The sequence below is a fragment of the Vibrio bathopelagicus genome (assembly GCF_014879975.1).
GTDB lineage: Bacteria > Pseudomonadota > Gammaproteobacteria > Enterobacterales > Vibrionaceae > Vibrio > Vibrio bathopelagicus.
In genome coordinates this window covers 296,777-316,269 of the sequence record NZ_CP062500.1, presented here as the reverse complement: position 1 = coordinate 316,269, position 19,493 = coordinate 296,777, and the positions used below count along the sequence as shown (strand labels likewise).

Below are 19,493 nucleotides of genomic sequence, written 5' to 3'. Positions count from 1 at the left end.
GCACTACACCTCCCATCGTAATAATTGGTGGCTATCTCGCTCAATGCTTGAGACTTTGCCAAGCCGCTTTAATAAGCGCGCCACCAAAGGAAAATACGTTTTCGTGGTAATCGCTTTCAAACCGCTGCTTTTGACATAAGCTGCCAGTTCACGGGTCGCTTTCACTGCGCCAGTTCCCTGTACCGCCCACACAAAATAGCTATTGCCAAGTACCTCACCTGCAACAGCAAGGTCATAGTCATCACCTTGAATCAGGTAGATACTGACAAGGCCATCGCTTATAGCTTGCTCCATTAACTCGAAGTCATCAGGACAAGCGCGAAAAGCATCTCGCAATCGCTCTTGTGTACTTTTTGAATGCGTTACCACTTTGATCATTTGAGTACCTTTAGGGCTACGATGACCAACACCGCGATAGCAAGAATGAGCCAAGGACTCACCCCACCACCCATGTTGATGCCACCAATGGATTGCCCCGACTGGTTACTACTTGTGGCTGTAGACGGTCCAGCGCTACCGCCCGTTAAACCACCACCGCCCGTTAAACTGGTCATTGCTCCAAACATATCACCCCATTTTCAGCCAAATAATCAGCGCGAGTATCACCACAATGATCCACGCAGATTTGTTGATTTCCTTGGCGGTCAAAAACCCAAGAGTTAAGCCCGCCACACCGAGATAGAGAATTGGCATTACTTGCCCCCTTTGAGCGCGAACGCCAATCCGCCTAACACTACAAGCAACAACACCACAACAATGGCGATGGTCTGCCATTGAACACCGCTATTGGTATTAACGGGCTGTCCATTGGGTTGCTGATAGTCGTTATTGTTGGCGCGATTCTCGTCTGGACTGGCCGACTTAGCGCGTTCTAGCTCGTTATCCATCTTGATTCCAAGCATGTTGCCGCCAAAATCGCCCACCACATCGACAGCGCCACCAACAAGTTCACCCGCCCCTTCAAGGATGCTGTCAAACCAACTGCCAGAACTAGCGGTGGCTTTCGGTTGGTCAGGTAAGGACATAGCCCACCCCCTTAGTTCGCTGTGATAACGCCTACTTGCTCAATCGCTTCAATCAACACAGACACGCTGCCCGTTTGAGACTTATCGAGCTCGAATTGAAGCTGCTTCATGGCATTAGTCGGCAAGCGACCTTCCACACCAAAACCAGTACGAACAAAATCAAGACTGAACCAATCTGGATTTTGTTCTAAGCCACAGATAGCGAGGTCGAATGCGTTGTCTGCTTTGTTGACATTGATTTCTTCAACGCTATCGCGAAGAACACGAACGCGATCAATCGACGAGTCTTTGAAGTGAATACGCTTTAAGGACAGAAGCGGAGAACGCTCAGAAAAATCAAACGGAGTACGACCCGATGCACTGGCAAACCAAGACAAAGAGTAAATACGCGGTAAGTAAACACGCTGTGATTGAGCTTGTGTAGTATGAGAACGTGCACGGATGCTTGGCGCAGCTGTACCACCCGATTTTGGAGCTAACTGGATATACACAAACCAGATTTCACCTTGCAGGGTAACAAGCTCACCAGTGCGAACACCGCCTTTGGTGCGAAGCGTTAAATCTGCAAATGGGATGACATAGCGACCCGCTTGTGTGAACTGTTTGCGATGCTCCTGAAGGTCTACTAAATCTTGACCTGTTAGGTTGTACGTTTCCTTGCCGTTTAACGTGATACGTACACGCTCAATATCAGCAGGGTTAGTAATGTTCGTTACCAGTTCAATAGATTGGTATGTTGGACCACTAACCAAACGTAAGCTTGCTTGGTTGCCCCAATTAGCTCCTTCAACAGGGTCTAAATCGAGTGGACGTGGGTTAAATGGTGTATTCAGTAGTTCCATAATTTAAAACCACCCCGAATTACCATTGATTTGCTCTTTGAGAGGCTTGAGCGCGCCTACATTGTTGATTACCGCCAATGCCAACAGCACTAAGACGACTGTAATTAGCATGGCTTTATGACTTGCTTTCATGGTTTCCCCTGTTTCACAACGTTGGAAAGTTTTTAAGAGTCATTATCAAATCAGACAACCGAAACAAGGTCATGAGGTTTCAACCTATAGGTAGAACTTTTAACCTATAGGTTGAAATGAGAGAGGCATCACAAAGGATTTAGCGATAATTACGAGATAGGAGCTTCCCACTTTCACAGTTCAGAGCACCACGTTCTATGTTGCCAATCCCATCACGAACAATTAGGTATTCCGCGATCGCCTTGCCGATAAGACGTTTATTAACCTTGGCACTTTTAAGATCAGCAACTTCGTTTGAGTGAATGCCTTTTTGTTTGGCAACCCAATCCGCATCCACGCCAGAGTTTACCGCGCCCAACCACCAAACTGACGATTGATTTGTTACGGTTTTTGGTACTTCTTGTCCACGCTGAAAGATGGTGTGAACCACATGACCAAACTGACGACCGCCACGTAAAAGCTCACCTGTTTTCCCTTCGAGCTTTCCAGAGGTTTCCGCGCAACTTGCGAGTTCTTCAATCACCACATTCAGCTTAGTTTTATGACCATCCCCCAACGCCCAAGCAATCGCGCTAAAAGCTTCAAGTTCTGACATGCACGCTCCTTTGGGCGGGACATAAGCAAGCTTAAACGAACAGCCGACACGACGACCATGCACTGCCGCTTTGATAAACTTGGCAAGGTCATCAAAGCCATGGCACATCTGGCCGTGAAACTTTTGTCCTGCGTAGTTTCGGTACGGGTCAAAGAACAAGACTTGTCCTTTTTTGGGTACCAACCCCATGAATTTCACAGCACTGGTTTTTCCGCTACCCGTACCACCTAAATAAACGGTGTGCTCAGCATCATGAGAGGGGTTAGAGTTAATCGGATTTACGATTAGCGACATGCTTCGCCTCCTCTTCTTTCTGCATTTCTAGTGCGGTGATTTGTTTCTTAGAAGCCCACCACAAACCTAAAATCGCCAAGGTGAGCGTCATCAAGTTCATGTAATCACCACAATGTTCAAGCAATGCGCCACCGTATTGTTTGGCAACAGGTCGAGCTGCATTGATAACGCTTTGTTTAGCGCGATCATCAAACTCAAAATCAATGTCTTTCATAATCGACACAGCTTGCTCAACAACCACTAACCCCGTTGTAACCAACGCATCCAATGCTTCACTAACATCGACTTCGGGTTCTTGTTCAGTGCTGCCACTCGGTTGGTTTTCGGTTGAAGTGCTCGATTGCAACTCCGCAACGTACATATCAAGTTCAGCAAGGTTGTCAGCACTCATTTCAACGGTTGATTCATCCATTGGCGTTACCCTCCTGCGTTGGTTTTGGCGTTGCCAATAAACGCTTAATGGTGAAGAGCAACACGAGAATCAAACCCAAACATGCTCCAACCTTGAGCAATTGCGGTTTAAGGCTTGGTTTTGGTGGTAGCACTTCGTCTTGGATTTCTTCGGTTGGGAGCGTTTGGTCTACCGTAGTCATTTCAGTTGAATCGGTATTGGTTTGCGCTTCAATGACCGTTGGCTCATCTTCGGTTAGCTCAAGCTCAACGACTTCGTTTAGCACTGGCAGCTGGGCAACCGACTCTTGCATATGCTCACTACAATAATCACTCACAGTTTTACTCATTGAACTATTACCGCAACTTGGACACTTGTAATAAAGCAATCCAAGGTTACGCCCGTTCTTGACGGTTTCGCCTGTATCAATCAATTTGCCTTCGCCTACCATGTGAACGGTTGACGCTCGACTACACACTGGGCAAGAGACATAACCCCGCGTTGGATTCGGTGTTTTACTCATTGGTTTGCACCTCTTCAATCACATTACCCATCTGCTTTTGAAGCTGCTTTTTACGTTCTGAACGAATGATGCGGTTGGCTTTAGCGACAAGCTTTGCTTTGTCTACCAATTGAGGGTCAAGGCCAAGCTCAGTCAGAGGGTTGGCATTTCCCATCAAAAGTTTGGGTGCAAGCGTCAGTAGGTCACTTGGTGATAGGTCTTTGACTTTATCGAAGGCGATTTCAAGCTCTTTCTCTAATCCATCAATAGTATCTAGGCGTTTTAGTTCTGCTTGGCATTCTTCTTTAGAAAGTGTGTTCATAGTATTCCTCTGTCTCACGACGTTGTTTAGTGTTTAGCCCCTGATTCACATCGTTGGCAATGGTTTAATACACAATCAGACGATTGTTTTTGAAACTGATATTCGTGTATTTATCTATTTGAACTTTTGCCCCCCGCATTAGCGGTGAGATTAGACATTGGACTCCCTCCACGCTCCATCCGGTCACGCGTTGAAGATGTTCAACTAAGGGAGAGTTACAGTTATTTTCAGTGCTCCAAGACGAAGCTCCGCTTCTTTGGGTTAATTCGCTTCGCTCATCTTTCCACGCATCCACATCGCACTTCGCCACAATAGAAAAACGCTCGCTGCACGTCTCGATCACATGACCCAACCACTTAAGGCCAATCACCCGTTTGGTTGTTTCACCGTACTGATTAAATTGCTCTTCATGAGCAAGACGCAAATCCCCAATGTGTTGAGTAAATTCTTTCCAACGTGATTTATCTGCATGGTCATGTAGATTCGCTAAATCCTCATCAATGGCCACGTCCAATTTACTGGCGCGTCTCAGCTGTCGCCACAGCCCCACCGCAGGAGCACCCGATTGTGAAAACTGTTTGATACCCCATGCACTTGCCCACGCTCTAACCGACACAGCAATATCACCGGCATCACCTTCTGGCATGTGCGCCCCGTTAATGTTCTTTGATATGTATTTGATGATGTACCCCGTTGCGCTCCCTTTGGCGGGATCGCAAGGTTTGGCGTAAAAACGAGCTTTACGCTGCTTCTTGGTATGAAGTTCGTCAGCATCTTCATTTCGTGCAATCGTCGCGCAAATACGCATGAAGTCCGCTTTATGCTCAGGGGCACAATAGACAAACGCATGGAGGTGAGGGGTTCCGTCTTTGTGGGGTTCGGCTACCCGCAGACCAAACCAAGGTAAATCAATTTTTGCAAAGTGAGCACGGGCAAGCTTCCACTGATCCATTAGGTTTTGATGCGCCTCTTTGACGGTGCAACCATTCCACTTGGGAGAATTACGGTGATATTGAGACGGTAGTGTCCATGTAATGAATATACCTTCGAAGCCCATATCAATGGCTCGCTCTTCATCGCCACGACTACGAACAACGAGTTCAACACGTCGGTTCTCAAGGTTAGCGGTTGTACGTGAGGCGACTTCGGCAAGGTTGAACTCCTGCATGGTCTCATGACTAATCACAACCATGTTTTGCATGAAATCTTCTGACTCACGCATCTTCTGCTTGAAGTTAGAGAGGGTTAGACGCGAGACGTAATGCGTTTGACCTTGTTTCTTACCGACATTACCTAGAGTCACTTGAGCGTGCTCAATGTATTGCTTACGTAGACGTTTAAGTTTGCGCGTTAAATATTTCGGATCGATACAACGACGAATAGCGCACTCTAAAATGGTTTCAGCGTCTTGAATGGTGAGCTTCTTACCTATATCACAGGTATCAGCGCTAGGCGGCTCAATGAACGCTTTTAACATCACGTCACGGATTTGTTCAAAGCCGTAATGCAACGCCTCGTAGTAGTCCAGAGAGCTATCAGAAATGCCATCAATGCGCTTTTCAGTTTCGACAATGGCAATATCGTTAATGATATCGGCAAAGGCTACGGTCAGCTTGACGGCAAAGTCTTTGATTAAGTCGTCACTCATAAGAATGTCATGAGTAAGCTCTAAAGGCTTAGGCTCATAACAGGAAAAACCAAAAGGAAACTTGCTTGAAAAGTGATGAGCGACTTTATCAACGTAAGACACGCGATCTTTAACGAACGCGGATAAGTTGCGATCAGTAGGGTTATCTCGTTTTTTACGAATGCCAATCTTGAGGTCGATGTCTTGGCGCAACATCATCGGCAGATGCGCAGTAACATTTGAAACGAACTGACCAAAAGATTGATTTACGTTAGGTTGATAAAATCGCTTGTAGGTACTCATTGTGTCACCAGTGACGGGTTATAAACGCTCTAAAGAAATGTACTTACCTGATTGGGTATCGCGCAGAGTGTTGAAAGTTAAATGACGAAATTCACAACATGCTTTTGCCAACATGTGAAACTCGCTTTCTCTGTCTTGCGGCACCCATAACGTAACCTTCTTAAGTCCTTCCTCTTTCCTTGCTGCTTCATATTTACTATTACGGCTCATGAAACCACCTCTCGAAGCCTAATGACTTGAAGCTTTAGCGCGCGCTTATATTCCGCCTGTCCTTTGAAGCTGAAGCGGTAATCTTTACCGCCTCGTTGCTTTGAGCTATAGCCATTTGGAAAGTGCTTGGCTTTTAGGTTTGCAAGAATTTCAAGCCCCTCTTCTGTTGGCATATCTATTCCTCCAAGCTTTCCAATAAAGTTGCGGCTTCGACCAACTGCTTATAAATCGGAGATAAAAATTCAAACTCAGGTGAGGACGGGCTTAACCAAGACAAACGGCCTTTAACTATCATTAAAAGCTCTTTGGCTTCACTCGAATGAGAAAGGTCTACGCTAACGCTGTGAATCGGAGTCGTTACACTACTCATGCTCAATCCCCTTACCCGTTTACTGATAGCCAATCACACTTGGCCTCTGAATGACGTTCATCAATGTAAGCAGCTAGATCTTCTATCTTTATCAACGATGGGCTGCGCTCAGAATCACGTAACTTGAAGGTAGGAACGGGGAAGTCACAAGCTTTCGCCCTTTGTTCTGCCGTCTTGGGAGTGATACCAAAAAACTCTTGGCTGACTTGTTTAAGTTCTACAGTAGGGCTTTCAAATCTAGCGAGTAATGCGAAGTTTGTGTTCATAAATCACCTATGCAATTATGGTGAGTTAACTAGGAGCAACTATAATTAACTCAAGAATGTCTCAATGTCGTCATGAGACATTATTGGATCATAATTTATACATTGCAACACCTTTGAGCACACTGGAGCATTCAATGAGCATCGTGGACGAGCAGATATCTGAACTTAAGAAACTAACCAAAACTTCAAAAAACACTGATTTATCAAAGGCTTTGGGAGTTTCAGCATCAACCATTCAAACGTGGAGAATGCGAGGAAAAATTCCTGAAGATATTTTTCTAAAAGCGAACGAGATCGCAAAAAGTGGCTCATTGACTCCAAAAGGCTATTTGGAATTGAAGTTCTTCGATATTGAGGTAAGTGCTGGGCATGGTGCGCTTGTTGAAAAAGAAGAAGAATCTAGCGCGATGGTCTTCAGTGAACGATTCATTAGACAAGAACTTGGTTTTAACCCAAACAACATTTTCTTAATGCCTGTTCGTGGCGACAGCATGATCCCTACTCTCAAAAATCAGAGCATCGTAATGGTTAACCGCGTTGATGGTTTTTCTACTGATGGAATTTACGTATTCAGATATGACAATCGATTGATGGTGAAGAGGCTTCAATTTCTACCAAACGGAATCAAGGTAGTCAGTGACAATAGTGCTTATGAAGCATGGGAACTTGGAAAAGAAGAGATTAAGGGTAACGACTTCGAGATCATCGGTGAGGTGGTTTGGTCAGGCCAAAGGATGTAATAACCAATGTCGAGTATTCATTTTGTTTCTCCGAGTGAAAAGTTTGAAAACTATGAAATTATTAATAATCAACCTTACGCACAGCACCTCACTCAGTTTTTAGAAAGTAAAGCTGAAAATGGTTATGTCCTTAATTTAAATGCAGAGTGGGGGGCAGGTAAAACTACATTCCTACAATGTTGGTACAACGAGCTCAAAGAAAATCACCCAGTCGTCTATTTTGATGCATGGAAATCTGATTTTACGAAAGATCCAATGTTGGCGTTGATGGACGCTTTTCACCAACAATTAATCTCCCCTATTTCGGAAAACAAAGATTTAATCGAGAATTTTTTATCCAAAGGCAGTCACTTTGTCAAAACAGCCTTACCTAGCTTACTTCTAGGGTATATCAAGAATAGAGGTGGAATGGATGGCGAAGATTCTTTATTAACAAGTGCTAGTGAAGAGTTTGATATCCCTGAAAGCAACTTAAGTGACGCACTTAAAGACACTATGAAAGCAATGCTCACTCAGAAAAAACGAGTAGAAGGGATTGAAGAGTTCAAGGATGCATTAGTTCAGTTGAACAAAGATTATGTGAACGTGTTTTCTGAAAAGAATGGGCCTGTGTTTGTATTAATCGATGAGCTAGATAGGTGTCGCCCTACTTATGCAATTGAAATAATTGAGTGCGTTAAGCACTTCTTCAATACTAAAAATTTCATATTCGTTTTAGCCACTGATACAAACCAGTTGCAACACTCAATCAAATCAATATACGGTGCAAATTTTGACTCACTTACCTATCTAAGTCGATTTTTTGATAATTCTGCGACTTTACCCGCACCAAATAGAGCAAAATTTATAAAGACTACAATAGCAAATTACCTAACAGAGAGTGATTTACACCCTAGAGTTCTCGACTTTATCGATGCTACTTTTAAATGGCATGGAACTTGTTCTCTCAGAGAAATACAAAAAGTAATAAGTGTTATTGATATAGCTAAAAGCCAAGAAAAATCATATAGAATCATAGTTTTAGTTGTATTTTCACTACTTAAAAGATGCTACCCCGATCGTTACAGCACTCTCAAAAACAACAATAATAACCCCTACAATAGTCGCTATGGTTCATCTGGCTCTGATAAAATCAAAGGCATACCAGTAAGGTTCGAACTAACCAAACAACACAACGAGAGTGTAGAAGCAATTTTATACTATGCTGCAGGGCCCTGGAGCACACATAAAAAGCCAGAAGCATTCGATGCTTACTCCAATACGAAAATAACAGGTTCAATGTCTGATGAAGTGGCTTGCGCGTTAATCCAAGAATCTCTTACAAAAGGTTTTTTGAACGAAGCTAGTCTCACCGAACACTTTTCTTTAATTGAATTTGCAGGTTTTTTCCAAGAATAAATGACTAGGGTTTACTCTAATCATCAGTAACAAGAGCTATATTTTTATAGGTGAGAATGTTCGGTTGGTACGCATATAGTACGTATGACTTGCTTTTAACTACTGGTATTGCTTAAAAGTGAGTCCAATCGAGCATTGGAGCGACGGACAACCTACATGAATGTGTCATGGCAAAAGTACCCTAGTAGCGAGTCAAAAAAATATGCTGGAATACCCAGCAAAAGCAAGGTCGGCTATTGTAAATGCTATGCCTTGTTTGTGCTATATGAACTTTGCCTCACACTTTTTTATAAACCTATTCACCAGATCTCTAATTCAGCCTCATTAATCAGTTATGCCTTGAGTCACAATGTCATTTTGAGTTACCTTGTCTTATTCAAAGTCGTGGGTCACAATACGCTCTGTACCTGACTTTAATAGAAATCATTGGCTCCCAAAATAAAGTAACCTAGAAATAGTGTTTGATTAGGGATGTCCGATTGAATGGTGAAAAATTTGGACCACACATTGATAGAGCAAGTTGAAGGGATATGCGCATCACGAGGAGTTAGACTAACTCCCCAACGAAAGCGCGTGTTTGAGCTCATCCTCTCTAATAAAAAAGCCTCTAGTGCCTATGAATTGTTAGAGCAATTAAAGCAGAGTGAACCGCAAGCCAAACCGCCTACAGTTTATCGCGCTTTAGATTTTTTGTTGGAACAAGGTTTCATTCATCGAGTTGAGTCAACCAACAGCTTCATATGTTGCTGTTCATGTAATGCAAACCAACACTTTTCGCAGCTATTAATCTGCGATAAATGTGGCACGGTAATAGAGCTACAAGACGATGCTCTTATCACTCAACTCGCTAACAACGCGGAGAAGCACGGTTTTCAATTAACGAATCACGTTATTGAATCTCATGGTATATGCCAAGCCTGCTCCTCTGATATGAAAGAATAAGACTATAGAAGAACATTATGCGCGCTGAATTTGTAAACCCGTTTTTAGCTTCTTTAATGAATGTGCTAAAAACGATGGCTTCCCTAGAGTTGAAGCCACAAAAACCGAGAGTTAAGAAAGATGAAATCGCTCGTGGTGATGTATCCGGCCTGATTGGTATGGTTGGTACACAATCTCGTGGTTCGATGTCGATCACCTTTGATGAAGGTCTTGCCCTAGAAATCATGGAAAACATGTTGGGTGAGCGACCGAATGGCTTGAACGAAGAAGTAACCGATATGGTGGGTGAAATTACCAACATGGTGACTGGCGGCGCAAAACGTATTCTTGCAGAAAGCGGATTTGATTTCGATATGGCAACACCGATCGTTGTTTCAGGTAAAGGCCACACGATTCGTCACAAGTGTGACGGAGCAATCATCATCATGCCTTTCTCATCTCAATGGGGTAATGCCTTCATCGAGATCTGTTTCGAATAGAGACAACCGCAGTAAATAAAAATAAAAAAGGCTGACGTGCATGCGTCAGCCTTTTTTATTGCCGCAAGATCAACGGACATAAAAAACGCCAACCGAAAGGTTGGCGTTTTACATTTATTACTTGGTGTTACTTAAACAGTCTTAAGCTTTCAGCGCTTTAAATGCGTTGATTAGACCGTTAGTTGAGCTGTCGTGAGATGTTACTTGAGCATCATCTGCAAGCTCAGGAAGAATTTGGTTTGCTAGTTGCTTACCAAGTTCTACGCCCCATTGGTCGAAGCTGAAAATGTTCCAGATAACGCCTTGAACAAAAATCTTGTGCTCGTACATCGCGATTAGGTTACCTAAAGAGCGAGGAGTCATTTGCTTAACAAGAATTGAGTTCGTTGGACGGTTGCCTTCAAATACTTTGAAAGGAGCAAGCTCCGCTGCTTCTTCTGCTGTTTTACCCGCCGCTAGAAATTCAGCTTCTACTGTCTCTTTTGTCTTACCAAATGCTAGCGCTTCAGTTTGAGCAAAGAAGTTAGACATCAGCTTCTGGTGGTGATCAGACGCTGGGTTGTGGCTGATTGCAGGCGCGATGAAGTCTGATGGGATCAGCTTAGTGCCTTGGTGAATCAGTTGGTAGAAAGCGTGCTGGCCGTTTGTACCAGGTTCACCCCAGATGATAGGACCTGTTTGGTACTCTACCGGGTTGCCTTCGCGGTCTACAAACTTACCGTTCGATTCCATGTTACCTTGCTGGAAGTAAGCAGCAAAACGGTGCATGTATTGATCGTAAGGCAGGATAGCTTCTGATTCAGCGCCGTGGAAGTTATTGTACCAAATGCCGATAAGCGCAAGGATAACTGGGATGTTGCTTTCAAACTCAGTTGAAGCAAAGTGGTTATCCATCTCGTGAGCGCCATCTAATAGCTCTACGAAGTTATCGAAGCCAACAGACAGTGAGATAGAAAGGCCGATCGCAGACCATAGTGAGTAACGACCACCAACCCAATCCCAGAATTCAAACATGTTGTCAGTATCAATACCAAACTCAGCTACTGAAGCTGCGTTTGTTGATAGTGCTGCGAAGTGTTTAGCAACGTGTGCAGAATCACCCGCTTCAGCCAAGAACCAATCACGTGCAGAGTGTGCATTCGTCATTGTTTCTTGAGTGGTGAATGTTTTAGATGCTACTAGGAACAGCGTAGTTTCTGGGTTCAACGGCTTAAGTGTCTCAACAATGTGAGTGCCATCTACGTTAGAAACGAAGTGCATGTTCAGGCGAGTTTTGTATGGCGTTAGTGCTTCAGTCACCATGTATGGACCAAGATCCGAACCGCCGATACCGATGTTAACTACATCAGTAATCTCTTTACCTGTGTAACCTTTCCACTCACCAGAAACGATGCGGTGCGTGAACAGTTCCATTTTTGCTAGTACAGCGTTAACAGCAGGCATTACGTCTTTGCCATCAACCATTACTGGGTTGTCGCTACGGTTACGTAGAGCCGTGTGAAGAACTGAACGACCTTCAGTTTTGTTGATTGCATCACCACCAAACATAGCTTCAATTGCAGACTTAACTTCAGTCTCGTTCGCAAGAGCAAATAGGTGCTGCATAGTTTCAGCATCGATAAGGTTCTTAGAGTAATCCACTAAGATGTCAGAACCGAAACGAGTAGAAAAGCTCTCGAAACGCTTTGTATCTTGAGCAAACAGCTCTTTCATATCCATATCTTGAGCAGACTCAAAATGTGCTGTTAGAGCTTTCCACGCTTGTGTTTGCGTTGGGTTGATATTTTTCAACATGGTATCTATCCCGATGTTACTGTAGGTTTTATTCTAAACGTCACTTAAGTGATGAATAGAACCCCCGATTAGACGAAAGTTTATATTTTTCTATGATGACCAAACCGCGTCACCACTGAAAGATTCTTTGTAATTTTTTTTCACGACGTATTATGCCGTATATGAAGAGCCGTACCTTGAGATAAATCAGGATTAGATTTCCTGATAGAAGAATCGGTACAGACTCTAGCTCTAACATAATTAAATGTGAGCGATGCCTGATAAATTCAAGTTCAAAAGATAGCGTTAAACCACTTTTTTTCCAAATACATTATAAAGGATGGCGTATGTGGATTCAGAAGACTATACACCTAAATGCACGAAAGCGTGGATTCCATCTCATTACTGATGAAATTGAACAACAGATACACGATATCAACTCTCTATCTGTTGGTTTATTACATCTCTTTATTCAACATACCTCTGCCAGTCTCACGTTAAATGAGAACGCAGACCCGACCGTCCGTACAGATATGGAATCGCACTTCAATAAGTTTATTCCCGAGCGTGCCCCTTACTACAGACACACCTATGAAGGCGATGATGATATGTCAGCTCACATTAAAGCATCAACACTTGGCACCAGTGTGACGATACCCATCACTGATGGTCGTTTAGCTTTAGGAACATGGCAGGGCATTTACTTAGGTGAGCACCGAGATTGTGGTGGAAGCCGAACTGTGATTGCTACGATTCAGGGAGAGCAGACTGCTTGAAAGCTAGATCTTCTTAATAAAAAAGAGTGGTGTGTTTCCACGACCACTCTTATAAAAATAGCATTTGGCCTACTGTAGGCAGAAAAGTTTAGAAGGGCTGGTTTATCATGACCCTAAAGGTCCCTTCATCGCCGCCTCGTGCTAATTCAGCACGAACAACAATCCCTTCTACTTGGAAGCGAACCGCGCCACCAAGACTCCATTTCATGTCCGTATGTAGCGTTTTAATATCGTACTCATCAGCAACGCGCCCTACTTCAGCAAACGCTACCCATTGCCACCAAGGCAAGTCGTAGTAGTTAATCAATGGTATATCACCTAACGGTTGCCAATCAGGGATGACTCTGTATTCCGCGGAATAATGAACTGCAGAACGTCCGTGGTAACGCCCACTGGTATAGCCTCTCAATCGATACAATCCACCAAGTCTGGCCTGTTCTGTCTCAGGTGGACGCGCGCAATCCTGCACAGAACAGTTATCCCAGGTTGGTGTATCAGCGGTATAGAAATCGAGAGCCACGACTTGTTGGTCAAACAGATAGCCTAAAGGGCCTAATGCGAAGTACTGACTGTTTTGGAACGTCCACTTTAACCACAGGTCATCGTTAGACCAGCTTTCTGCACCTGTCGTAAACTCAAGATTGGTATGAGAACCTTTGGTTGGGTTACGCGTGCTATCACGGTTGTCCCAATCAAACGCTAAACTAAAGCCCGTCGCCTCTTCAGTATTATTTAAACCTTCCAACTCACGGGAAGTATAAAAAGGCGTAAAGATAATCGAGCTGACACCCGACTCAACTGGCGAAGCGAAGTTCACATCTTTGATGGGTTGAAACGCACCTAACAAACCATGCTCGGCAACATTGCCCCAAGGCAACAAATACTTAAACTCAAACTGGTAGTTTTCTTCTAAGCCATCGGCAATGGTTTTATCATCAATCGATGAATCATTATCCCCTTGAGAGCCAATGTAATACGGATTTTCATTGAAACGAGCTTGGTACATCTGAGTACTGAACAACACGTTCTCAGATAGGGCGAAATTAAAAGCTGATAGAAAACCGACATAGCTGTCTTTATCTGAGTAAAGCGCCATACCAAACAGAGCAGCTTGAGGCTGCCAAACACCCTTTGCGACACCAGCAACCCCAAAAGTATTACCCATGGTTTCGGTGCTGAAGTAGAAAGGGACAAAGGCCGAGTCTTTTTCTTCGCTAAGGGCTGAAGAAGAAAAGCTGACACCGAGTAGCGCCATTGCTGACATCACTAGGTGTCGAGTCATTCGCTTGAACATCATTTACTGTACTGAATCCATAGCTACTTCACATACTCCATCGCCACACGCGAAGTCAGCTTAGTAACGAGCTCGTAAGCGATCGTGCCGATATGTTCAGCCACTTCTTCCGAAGGTAAGTCTTTACCCCATAACGTAGCTTCATCACCGACTTTATCTACAGCATCAGGGCCGAGATCGACCGTTAACATGTCCATCGAGACACGGCCTGCAATCGGTGCTTTTCTACCGTTTACAAACACAGGTGTTCCGTTAGGTGCTGTGCGTGGATAGCCATCACCATATCCTATCGCGATAACACCAACCTTGGTATCACGCTCACTGGTCCAGTTCCCGCCATAACCAACGCTTTCACCGGCTTTAACATCACGAACAGCAATCAGGTGTGACGTTAGGGTCATCACCGGCTTAAAGCCTAGCTCTTGTGCTGATTTATCAGCAAAAGGCGAAACGCCGTAAGAGATGATACCAGGACGAACCCAATCAAGGTGGCTGTCAGGCCAAGCTAATAAACCAGCAGAGGCAGCAAGTGAACGCTCACCTTCACAACCATCGGTGAGAGATAAGAAAAGCTCAGTCTGTTCAACGGTAGTTGTTCTATCCAATTCATCAGCGCAACCGAAGTGGCTCATGTAACGAAGAGGTTTAGCTACATTCGCACATTGATGCAAACGCTCAACAAAGTTTTGGTACTGCTCAGGACGGGCACCTAAACGATGCATACCGCTGTCTACCTTTAGCCATACCACGACCGGTGTTTCTAATTCCGCATTCTCTAGCGCACTTAGTTGCTCTTCACAGTGCACGACCGTTTGGATGTTATTAGTCACTAAGATAGGTAAATCACCCGAAGAGTAAAAACCTTCCAGCAACAAAATAGGTTTAACAATGCCACCAGCACGAAGTTGTAAGGCCTCTTCAATACGAGCGACACCGAAGGCATCTGAGTTCTTAGAGTGCTTAGCGATGTGTAATAGACCATGGCCGTAACCATTCGCCTTCACAACCGACATAACTTTACAGTTAGGTGCTTTAGACTTAATCAGTTGAAGATTGTGTTCCAATGCACCGAGGTCAATGCTCGCGGTCGCTGCTTTCATATAAGTCATTAACTTACTCATCATCAAATGCAGGACCTGCATAGTTATCAAATCGGGAGTGTTGACCTTGGAATGTCAAACGAACCGAACCGATAGGACCGTTACGTTGCTTACCAAGGATGATCTCTGCGATTCCTTTCAGTGAACTGTCTGGGTTATAAACCTCATCACGATAGATAAACATGATCAAATCGGCATCTTGCTCGATAGAACCAGATTCACGCAAATCCGAGTTTACCGGGCGCTTATCAGCACGTTGCTCTAGGGAACGGTTAAGCTGAGAAAGTGCAACAACCGGCACGTTCAACTCTTTCGCAAGGGCTTTTAGGGAACGCGAAATTTCAGCAATCTCTAAGGTACGGTTTTCAGATAGTGAAGGTACACGCATCAACTGAAGGTAATCTATCATGATCATAGAGATGCCATCATGCTCGCGAGCGATACGTCGAGCACGCGAACGTACCTCTGTTGGTGTTAAGCCCGAGCTATCATCAATATACATATTCTTCTTATCCATAAGAATACCCATACTCGAAGAAATACGAGCCCAATCTTCGTCATCTAGTTGACCAGTACGAATCTTGGTTTGGTCTACACGAGAAAGTGACGCAAGCATACGCATCATCAGCTGTTCGGCTGGCATCTCAAGAGAGAAGATTAACACTGGCTTGTCTTGTTTCATGGCTGCGTTTTCACACAGGTTCATTGCAAACGTGGTTTTACCCATCGATGGACGCGCAGCAACAATGATTAAGTCAGAACCCTGTAGGCCTGCTGTTTTCTTATTGAGGTCGTTGAAGCCAGTATCGACACCTGTCACACCATCTTGTGGCGTTTTATATAGGATCTCGATACGTTCCAGAGTCTTCTCTAGAATGCTATCAACGTTTTGTGGACCTTCGTTTTCACTCGCTCGGCCTTCCGCAATCGCAAATACTTTACTCTCAGCCAGATCAACCAGCTCTTCCGATGTACGACCTTGAGGGTCATAACCAGAATCGGCAATCTCATTCGCTACACCAATTAGGCTACGAACCAATGCACGTTGCGCCACGATATCTGCGTAAGCGTTAATGTTCGCCGCACTTGGGGTATTTTTAGCAAGGTCGGCAAGGTATGCAAAACCGCCAACTTCTTCGAGCTGCTCACGCAACTCTAAATGTTCAGAGAGTGTAATAAGATCCAGAGGAGAACTTTCTTCAAGGATATCTTTTACTGCTTCGAAGATCAGACGGTGAGGGCGACTATAAAAGTCCTTACTCACGACTTTTTCTGAAACCGTATCCCAGCGTTCGTTGTCCAGCAACAAACCGCCGATAACAGATTGCTCAGCTTCTAATGAATGTGGTGGGACTTTGATGGCGTCCACCTGATCGTTGGCTGATTTCTGACTTCTGGTATCCACTATGACTACACTCAATAACTAATAATGATCGTTCATTATACCCAAGAACATTCATTTGTAATGCAATCCTCTGGGATTGTTTTATTCTTCAGTAAGAATTTACCTATTGCTGACGGAATTAACCAAGGGTAGCATTACGATCCCTCCATTCATTCACTGTATAACTAGAGGTATGCGTGTCCAAATCATTGGCTCTGAGCACTGCTATTCTGAGTATTGGTCTCCTGAGCACTCCGCTGGCCTTAGCTGATGATGCTAAAGCCTCTGTTGATGCAATCCTCGACTCGATAGTAGTACCAGAACCTGCTGCTGAGCCGATTGTCGTTGCACCAACACCTGAAAAAGATATGGATATCGCACCGACAGATACAGAGCTGCCTAACCCGCTAAAGACTGAAGTCGAATTTGGATATCAGTCGCATACTGGTAATTCTGATTCTCGATCGCTAAATGCTCGCCTAAATGGTGAGTATACGGCTGGCCGTCATAGAACCAGTGGCGAATGGAAATACTACAACCTCTACAAAGATGGTGAAGAAGACAAAAGGCAATCGACTTACTCAGCTCAGAGTGACTATAAGTTAAGCCCAAAAACCTACCTCTACGGCAGCTTCAAAGGTGTCGACTCACGTTATAGCGCTTATTTTAAGGACTATACCGTTTCTAGTGGTTTGGGTTATCAGTTCTCTAATACCGAAGAGTTTGTTTTGGAAGTAGAAGTGGGCCCTGGTTTTCGTTACCAAGAACCGAATATTGATGAGATAGATGATGACGAAATCATCTTTCCTGAGATTGTTGAAGAAGCCATATTCCGTGGCAATGTCAACACATCATGGCAAGTGCTGAAGAATTTGCAACTCAAGGCGGATGTGACATTAGTGTCTGGCCACAGCAACCTAAAATTTGATACTGAATTAGAAGCCATCAACGATATTACTGATAATATCGCACTGAAGATCGCTCACTCTCGCCAGTACCACGATAAGGTACCAGATGGATTAAGCAAAGAAGACTCTGTTCTGTCTATTAACCTGCTCTTCCAATTCTAATCTTAACGCCACTTCTAACCTTGAGAACGGCCTGTGCAGGATAAATAGCTTATAGATCGCTGTAGGCTTTTTACCCACTGTAACTCATCCTATGTTTCCTATATTCCAGACATAAAAAAACACCAGCCGAAGCTGGTGTTTAAAACTTTCAAAAGAAAGAATTCGTCTTGGTACTGAAATTACTCAGCAACGATCGTGATTTTCGCAGTAGCAAAAACTTCAGAGTGAAGTTGGATGCTTACTTCGAATTCACCGATGTTACGTAGAGCGCCTTCAGGTAGGCGTACTTCGCTCTTAGCTACTGCAACACCTGCCGCTGTAATAGCGTCAGCGATGTCACGAGTACCGATAGAACCGAATAGTTTGCCTTCGTCACCAGCTTTAGAAGCGATTGTAACGCCTTCTAGAGTGTTAACTGTCTCTGCACGAGCTTCACAAGCAGCTAGTTGCTCAGCAACTTTAGCTTCTAGTTCAGCACGACGAGTTTCGAACATAGCAACGTTTTCTTTAGTTGCCATAACTACTTTACCCTGTGGGATAAGGAAGTTACGAGCGTAACCAGATTTAACGTTTACTTGGTCGCCAAGGCCACCTAGGTTACCGATTTTATCAAGTAGAATAACTTGCATTATCTTAGTCCTCTTAAACTATTATTAACTATTACCGATTACTGATGCTTGTCAGTGTACGGTAGTAGAGCTAGGTAACGAGAACGCTTGATAGCGCGAGCTAGCTGACGTTGGTATTTAGCACTTGTACCAGTGATACGGCTAGGTACAATTTTACCAGCTTCAGTGATGTAGTTTTTTAGAGTTGCTACGTCTTTGTAGTCAATCTCTTGTACGCCTTCTGCAGTAAAACGGCAGAATTTACGACGACGGAAGAAACGAGCCATGGGCTATCTCCTGATCTAAATTTAATAATGCGGTATTCACACAGGCTTATAAATAAGCGTAAGCAAATGCTTGTAGTGGAAATACCTAAACGAGTTGAATAAAATTTAATGACCTAAAAGGCCAAAAAAGAATTACTCAGCAGCAGCTTCTGGCTTAGCTTCTTCTTCACGACGTGGTGCACGTTCTTCACGGTCATCACGACGAGGAGCACGCTCTGCACGCTCTTCTTTTTGCTTAAGCATGATAGATTGCTCAGTCACAGCGCCTTTAGTGCGCATGATCATGTTACGTAGAACTGCATCGTTAAAACGGAAAGCAGTTTCTAGCTCGTCCATCACTTCTTGGCCAGCTTCAACGTTCATAAGAACGTAGTGAGCTTTGTGAAGTTTGTTGATTGGGTAAGCCATTTGACGGCGGCCCCAGTCTTCTAGACGGTGGATAGTACCACCAGCTTCAGTGATTGAACCAGTGTAACGCTCGATCATGCCAGCAACTTGCTCGCTTTGATCAGGGTGAACCATGAATACGATTTCATAATGACGCATTTGGTTGCTCCTTACGGATTATTAGCTTCCACGAAAGGCTCGGTCGTCCAAGGGAAGCAAGGAACTAAAGAAAAATGACCGAGTTTTAAGGACGGCAAATATTATAGAAAGAACCCGGTATTAGCAAGTGGTATTTGGCGAATAATGAAACAGTTTTTCTTTCGCCATCTAGCCATCTGATAAACCAATAGGCTCCGTCATAACTGCCTAAAAAGAA

27 protein-coding genes and 1 pseudogene are annotated in these 19,493 nt (G+C 44.1%); 6 read left to right on the top strand and 22 right to left on the bottom strand.

Translation table 11 applies throughout. The annotated features are described in order from the left end of the window. Positions 1–3 precede the first annotated feature (3 nt). The 15 genes from IHV80_RS01550 to IHV80_RS01490 form a co-directional block, all read right to left on the bottom strand. The gene (locus IHV80_RS01550; RefSeq protein WP_102364514.1) at positions 4–378 is read right to left on the bottom strand and encodes a DNAase; all 375 of its coding nucleotides are present in this window, start codon (positions 376–378) and stop codon (positions 4–6) included. After that, positions 375–566, bottom strand: a complete 192-nt coding sequence (locus tag IHV80_RS01545; RefSeq protein WP_017055737.1) for a hypothetical protein — start codon at positions 564–566, stop codon at positions 375–377. The genes IHV80_RS01550 and IHV80_RS01545 overlap by 4 nt, the downstream gene beginning before the upstream one ends. Position 567: 1 nt before the next feature. Beyond that, a complete protein-coding gene (locus IHV80_RS25285; protein ID WP_017055736.1) occupies positions 568–693 on the bottom strand; it encodes a hypothetical protein in 126 nt (41 codons plus the stop codon). Then, positions 693–1,025, bottom strand: coding sequence for a hypothetical protein (locus tag IHV80_RS01540; RefSeq protein WP_192889845.1), 333 nt, complete (start codon positions 1,023–1,025; stop codon positions 693–695). Before IHV80_RS01540 ends, IHV80_RS25285 begins: the two co-directional genes overlap by 1 nt. A gap of 11 nt (positions 1,026–1,036) precedes the next feature. Beyond that, positions 1,037–1,867 (bottom strand): major capsid protein P2, encoded by an 831-nt coding sequence (locus IHV80_RS01535; RefSeq protein ID WP_017055734.1) that lies wholly within the window; start codon positions 1,865–1,867, stop codon positions 1,037–1,039. Positions 1,868–1,870: 3 nt separating this feature from the next. Next, positions 1,871–1,999 (bottom strand): hypothetical protein, encoded by a 129-nt coding sequence (locus IHV80_RS25280; protein WP_017055733.1) that lies wholly within the window; start codon positions 1,997–1,999, stop codon positions 1,871–1,873. 139 nt (positions 2,000–2,138) lie between these two features. Further along, complete coding sequence (locus tag IHV80_RS01530) at positions 2,139–2,888, bottom strand: hypothetical protein (RefSeq protein ID WP_017055732.1); 750 nt, start codon at positions 2,886–2,888, stop codon at positions 2,139–2,141. Beyond that, positions 2,863–3,300: a hypothetical protein gene (locus IHV80_RS01525; RefSeq protein WP_192889844.1), complete on the bottom strand. Its 438-nt coding sequence runs from the start codon at positions 3,298–3,300 to the stop codon at positions 2,863–2,865. The genes IHV80_RS01530 and IHV80_RS01525 overlap by 26 nt, the downstream gene beginning before the upstream one ends. Continuing rightward, positions 3,293–3,802 carry a hypothetical protein gene (locus tag IHV80_RS01520; RefSeq protein WP_192889843.1) on the bottom strand — a complete coding sequence of 170 codons (510 nt, stop codon included), beginning with the start codon at positions 3,800–3,802 and terminating at the stop codon, positions 3,293–3,295. Before IHV80_RS01520 ends, IHV80_RS01525 begins: the two co-directional genes overlap by 8 nt. Continuing rightward, entirely contained in the window at positions 3,795–4,103 is a 309-nt protein-coding gene (locus IHV80_RS01515; RefSeq protein WP_017055729.1) for a hypothetical protein, read from the bottom strand. Before IHV80_RS01515 ends, IHV80_RS01520 begins: the two co-directional genes overlap by 8 nt. A gap of 64 nt (positions 4,104–4,167) precedes the next feature. Next, positions 4,168–6,033 (bottom strand): replication endonuclease, encoded by a 1,866-nt coding sequence (locus tag IHV80_RS01510; protein WP_192889842.1) that lies wholly within the window; start codon positions 6,031–6,033, stop codon positions 4,168–4,170. Between the two features lie 18 nt (positions 6,034–6,051). Continuing rightward, positions 6,052–6,243 carry a hypothetical protein gene (locus tag IHV80_RS01505; protein WP_017055726.1) on the bottom strand — a complete coding sequence of 64 codons (192 nt, stop codon included), beginning with the start codon at positions 6,241–6,243 and terminating at the stop codon, positions 6,052–6,054. After that, positions 6,240–6,416, bottom strand: a complete 177-nt coding sequence (locus tag IHV80_RS01500; RefSeq protein WP_192889841.1) for a hypothetical protein — start codon at positions 6,414–6,416, stop codon at positions 6,240–6,242. Before IHV80_RS01500 ends, IHV80_RS01505 begins: the two co-directional genes overlap by 4 nt. Positions 6,417–6,418: 2 nt before the next feature. Then, complete coding sequence (locus tag IHV80_RS01495; protein WP_192889840.1) at positions 6,419–6,613, bottom strand: hypothetical protein; 195 nt, start codon at positions 6,611–6,613, stop codon at positions 6,419–6,421. Positions 6,614–6,624: 11 nt separating this feature from the next. After that, positions 6,625–6,879 carry a pyocin activator PrtN family protein gene (locus IHV80_RS01490; protein WP_004735837.1) on the bottom strand — a complete coding sequence of 85 codons (255 nt, stop codon included), beginning with the start codon at positions 6,877–6,879 and terminating at the stop codon, positions 6,625–6,627. Between the two features lie 134 nt (positions 6,880–7,013). On the opposite strand from IHV80_RS01490, the gene IHV80_RS01485 reads away from it, so the two are divergent. The 4 genes from IHV80_RS01485 (at position 7,014) to IHV80_RS01470 (ending at position 10,438) form a co-directional block, all read left to right on the top strand. Further along, positions 7,014–7,619 (top strand): LexA family transcriptional regulator, encoded by a 606-nt coding sequence (locus IHV80_RS01485; protein WP_102579405.1) that lies wholly within the window; start codon positions 7,014–7,016, stop codon positions 7,617–7,619. Positions 7,620–7,625: 6 nt separating this feature from the next. Next, entirely contained in the window at positions 7,626–9,017 is a 1,392-nt protein-coding gene (locus IHV80_RS01480) for a KAP family P-loop NTPase fold protein (protein WP_192889839.1), read from the top strand. A 483-nt stretch (positions 9,018–9,500) separates the two neighbouring features. Beyond that, the gene (gene zur, locus IHV80_RS01475; RefSeq protein WP_192889838.1) at positions 9,501–9,959 is read left to right on the top strand and encodes a zinc uptake transcriptional repressor Zur; all 459 of its coding nucleotides are present in this window, start codon (positions 9,501–9,503) and stop codon (positions 9,957–9,959) included. Positions 9,960–9,976: 17 nt separating this feature from the next. After that, positions 9,977–10,438, top strand: coding sequence for a chemotaxis protein CheX (locus tag IHV80_RS01470; protein WP_017059940.1), 462 nt, complete (start codon positions 9,977–9,979; stop codon positions 10,436–10,438). Positions 10,439–10,579: 141 nt separating this feature from the next. Here IHV80_RS01470 and pgi read toward each other — a convergent pair whose 3' ends face one another. Next, the gene (gene pgi, locus IHV80_RS01465) at positions 10,580–12,232 is read right to left on the bottom strand and encodes a glucose-6-phosphate isomerase (RefSeq protein ID WP_192889837.1); all 1,653 of its coding nucleotides are present in this window, start codon (positions 12,230–12,232) and stop codon (positions 10,580–10,582) included. Positions 12,233–12,558: 326 nt separating this feature from the next. Between pgi and IHV80_RS01460 the strand changes: the two genes are divergently transcribed. After that, complete coding sequence (locus tag IHV80_RS01460; protein ID WP_192889836.1) at positions 12,559–12,987, top strand: secondary thiamine-phosphate synthase enzyme YjbQ; 429 nt, start codon at positions 12,559–12,561, stop codon at positions 12,985–12,987. Positions 12,988–13,075: 88 nt separating this feature from the next. Here the strand turns inward: IHV80_RS01460 and IHV80_RS01455 are convergent, their stop codons facing one another. Genes IHV80_RS01455 through IHV80_RS01445 form a run of 3 tightly spaced genes read right to left on the bottom strand, consistent with a single transcriptional unit; the run spans position 13,076 to position 16,786 of the window. Beyond that, positions 13,076–14,281, bottom strand: a complete 1,206-nt coding sequence (locus tag IHV80_RS01455; RefSeq protein ID WP_192890705.1) for a BamA/TamA family outer membrane protein — start codon at positions 14,279–14,281, stop codon at positions 13,076–13,078. A gap of 23 nt (positions 14,282–14,304) precedes the next feature. Further along, a complete protein-coding gene (gene alr / locus IHV80_RS01450; RefSeq protein WP_192889835.1) occupies positions 14,305–15,390 on the bottom strand; it encodes an alanine racemase in 1,086 nt (361 codons plus the stop codon). A gap of 4 nt (positions 15,391–15,394) precedes the next feature. Next, complete coding sequence (locus IHV80_RS01445; protein WP_017107440.1) at positions 15,395–16,786, bottom strand: replicative DNA helicase; 1,392 nt, start codon at positions 16,784–16,786, stop codon at positions 15,395–15,397. A gap of 70 nt (positions 16,787–16,856) precedes the next feature. Between IHV80_RS01445 and IHV80_RS01440 the strand changes: the two are divergent. Beyond that, positions 16,857–17,835: pseudogene (locus IHV80_RS01440) on the top strand (DUF481 domain-containing protein). Between the two features lie 179 nt (positions 17,836–18,014). On the opposite strand, the gene rplI reads toward IHV80_RS01440, so the two are convergent. The 3 genes from rplI to rpsF form a co-directional block, all read right to left on the bottom strand. Further along, on the bottom strand, positions 18,015–18,464 hold the full coding sequence (rplI, locus tag IHV80_RS01435) for a 50S ribosomal protein L9 (RefSeq protein WP_017107439.1): 450 nt from the start codon (positions 18,462–18,464) through the stop codon (positions 18,015–18,017). A 38-nt stretch (positions 18,465–18,502) separates the two neighbouring features. After that, complete coding sequence (gene rpsR, locus IHV80_RS01430; protein ID WP_000090472.1) at positions 18,503–18,730, bottom strand: 30S ribosomal protein S18; 228 nt, start codon at positions 18,728–18,730, stop codon at positions 18,503–18,505. Positions 18,731–18,862: 132 nt separating this feature from the next. Beyond that, positions 18,863–19,276: a 30S ribosomal protein S6 gene (gene rpsF / locus IHV80_RS01425; protein WP_004735855.1), complete on the bottom strand. Its 414-nt coding sequence runs from the start codon at positions 19,274–19,276 to the stop codon at positions 18,863–18,865. Between the last annotated feature and the right edge of the window lie 217 nt (positions 19,277–19,493).

What these genes read in the sequence shown, in the direction of transcription:
- IHV80_RS01550 (WP_102364514.1), bottom strand. Translation starts at nt 378, where the DNA reads ATGATCAAAGTGGTAACGCATTCAAAAAGTACACAAGAGCGATTGCGA.
- IHV80_RS01545 (WP_017055737.1), bottom strand. Translation starts at nt 566, where the DNA reads ATGTTTGGAGCAATGACCAGTTTAACGGGCGGTGGTGGTTTAACGGGC.
- IHV80_RS25285 (WP_017055736.1), bottom strand. Translation starts at nt 693, where the DNA reads ATGCCAATTCTCTATCTCGGTGTGGCGGGCTTAACTCTTGGGTTTTTG.
- IHV80_RS01540 (WP_192889845.1), bottom strand. Translation starts at nt 1,025, where the DNA reads ATGTCCTTACCTGACCAACCGAAAGCCACCGCTAGTTCTGGCAGTTGG.
- IHV80_RS01535 (WP_017055734.1), bottom strand. Translation starts at nt 1,867, where the DNA reads ATGGAACTACTGAATACACCATTTAACCCACGTCCACTCGATTTAGAC.
- IHV80_RS25280 (WP_017055733.1), bottom strand. Translation starts at nt 1,999, where the DNA reads ATGAAAGCAAGTCATAAAGCCATGCTAATTACAGTCGTCTTAGTGCTG.
- IHV80_RS01530 (WP_017055732.1), bottom strand. Translation starts at nt 2,888, where the DNA reads ATGTCGCTAATCGTAAATCCGATTAACTCTAACCCCTCTCATGATGCT.
- IHV80_RS01525 (WP_192889844.1), bottom strand. Translation starts at nt 3,300, where the DNA reads ATGGATGAATCAACCGTTGAAATGAGTGCTGACAACCTTGCTGAACTT.
- IHV80_RS01520 (WP_192889843.1), bottom strand. Translation starts at nt 3,802, where the DNA reads ATGAGTAAAACACCGAATCCAACGCGGGGTTATGTCTCTTGCCCAGTG.
- IHV80_RS01515 (WP_017055729.1), bottom strand. Translation starts at nt 4,103, where the DNA reads ATGAACACACTTTCTAAAGAAGAATGCCAAGCAGAACTAAAACGCCTA.
- IHV80_RS01510 (WP_192889842.1), bottom strand. Translation starts at nt 6,033, where the DNA reads ATGAGTACCTACAAGCGATTTTATCAACCTAACGTAAATCAATCTTTT.
- IHV80_RS01505 (WP_017055726.1), bottom strand. Translation starts at nt 6,243, where the DNA reads ATGAGCCGTAATAGTAAATATGAAGCAGCAAGGAAAGAGGAAGGACTT.
- IHV80_RS01500 (WP_192889841.1), bottom strand. Translation starts at nt 6,416, where the DNA reads ATGCCAACAGAAGAGGGGCTTGAAATTCTTGCAAACCTAAAAGCCAAG.
- IHV80_RS01495 (WP_192889840.1), bottom strand. Translation starts at nt 6,613, where the DNA reads ATGAGTAGTGTAACGACTCCGATTCACAGCGTTAGCGTAGACCTTTCT.
- IHV80_RS01490 (WP_004735837.1), bottom strand. Translation starts at nt 6,879, where the DNA reads ATGAACACAAACTTCGCATTACTCGCTAGATTTGAAAGCCCTACTGTA.
- IHV80_RS01485 (WP_102579405.1), top strand. Translation starts at nt 7,014, where the DNA reads ATGAGCATCGTGGACGAGCAGATATCTGAACTTAAGAAACTAACCAAA.
- IHV80_RS01480 (WP_192889839.1), top strand. Translation starts at nt 7,626, where the DNA reads ATGTCGAGTATTCATTTTGTTTCTCCGAGTGAAAAGTTTGAAAACTAT.
- zur (WP_192889838.1), top strand. Translation starts at nt 9,501, where the DNA reads ATGGTGAAAAATTTGGACCACACATTGATAGAGCAAGTTGAAGGGATA.
- IHV80_RS01470 (WP_017059940.1), top strand. Translation starts at nt 9,977, where the DNA reads ATGCGCGCTGAATTTGTAAACCCGTTTTTAGCTTCTTTAATGAATGTG.
- pgi (WP_192889837.1), bottom strand. Translation starts at nt 12,232, where the DNA reads ATGTTGAAAAATATCAACCCAACGCAAACACAAGCGTGGAAAGCTCTA.
- IHV80_RS01460 (WP_192889836.1), top strand. Translation starts at nt 12,559, where the DNA reads ATGTGGATTCAGAAGACTATACACCTAAATGCACGAAAGCGTGGATTC.
- IHV80_RS01455 (WP_192890705.1), bottom strand. Translation starts at nt 14,281, where the DNA reads ATGTTCAAGCGAATGACTCGACACCTAGTGATGTCAGCAATGGCGCTA.
- alr (WP_192889835.1), bottom strand. Translation starts at nt 15,390, where the DNA reads ATGACTTATATGAAAGCAGCGACCGCGAGCATTGACCTCGGTGCATTG.
- rplI (WP_017107439.1), bottom strand. Translation starts at nt 18,464, where the DNA reads ATGCAAGTTATTCTACTTGATAAAATCGGTAACCTAGGTGGCCTTGGC.
- rpsR (WP_000090472.1), bottom strand. Translation starts at nt 18,730, where the DNA reads ATGGCTCGTTTCTTCCGTCGTCGTAAATTCTGCCGTTTTACTGCAGAA.
- rpsF (WP_004735855.1), bottom strand. Translation starts at nt 19,276, where the DNA reads ATGCGTCATTATGAAATCGTATTCATGGTTCACCCTGATCAAAGCGAG.